The sequence below is a fragment of the Aquirufa beregesia genome, from assembly GCF_011090385.1.
Taxonomy (GTDB): Bacteria; Bacteroidota; Bacteroidia; order Cytophagales; family Spirosomataceae; genus Aquirufa; species Aquirufa beregesia.
On the sequence record NZ_SEWW01000046.1, the window covers coordinates 1 to 301 of the forward strand.

At 33.2% G+C, this 301-nt stretch carries 1 protein-coding gene; it reads right to left on the reverse strand.

Going from position 1 to position 301, the window contains the following annotated elements; translation table 11 throughout:
- Window positions 1–71: 71 nt before the first annotated feature.
- Window positions 72–301 (reverse strand): integrase core domain-containing protein (locus EWU23_RS13820; RefSeq protein ID WP_166233201.1); only part of this gene is annotated, 230 nt, incomplete at its 5' end.

The window sequence follows — 301 nt, forward strand, 5'->3', positions numbered from 1 at the left end:
TGTGAATGCCTGAATGACGTTGACCGTTTTATGTCACTTATACTTGATTCATATTCAAGTACTTTAGTTGTTTAGCCTATAGCTTGATTTAAATTTAGTAGTTTTTTCTCAAAAGCAATAGGTGTCATTTTATTTAATCCAATATGAGGCTTTTCCTGATTATAGAGTGATACAGCTCGGTCAACTTCTTTGACCAGCATTTCGAAATTATGGATTTTTCGATGCCGTAAATAATTGTTTTTTATAATTCCATTGATACGCTCTGCTTTCCCATTTTCCCAGGGGTATTTACACATACTGT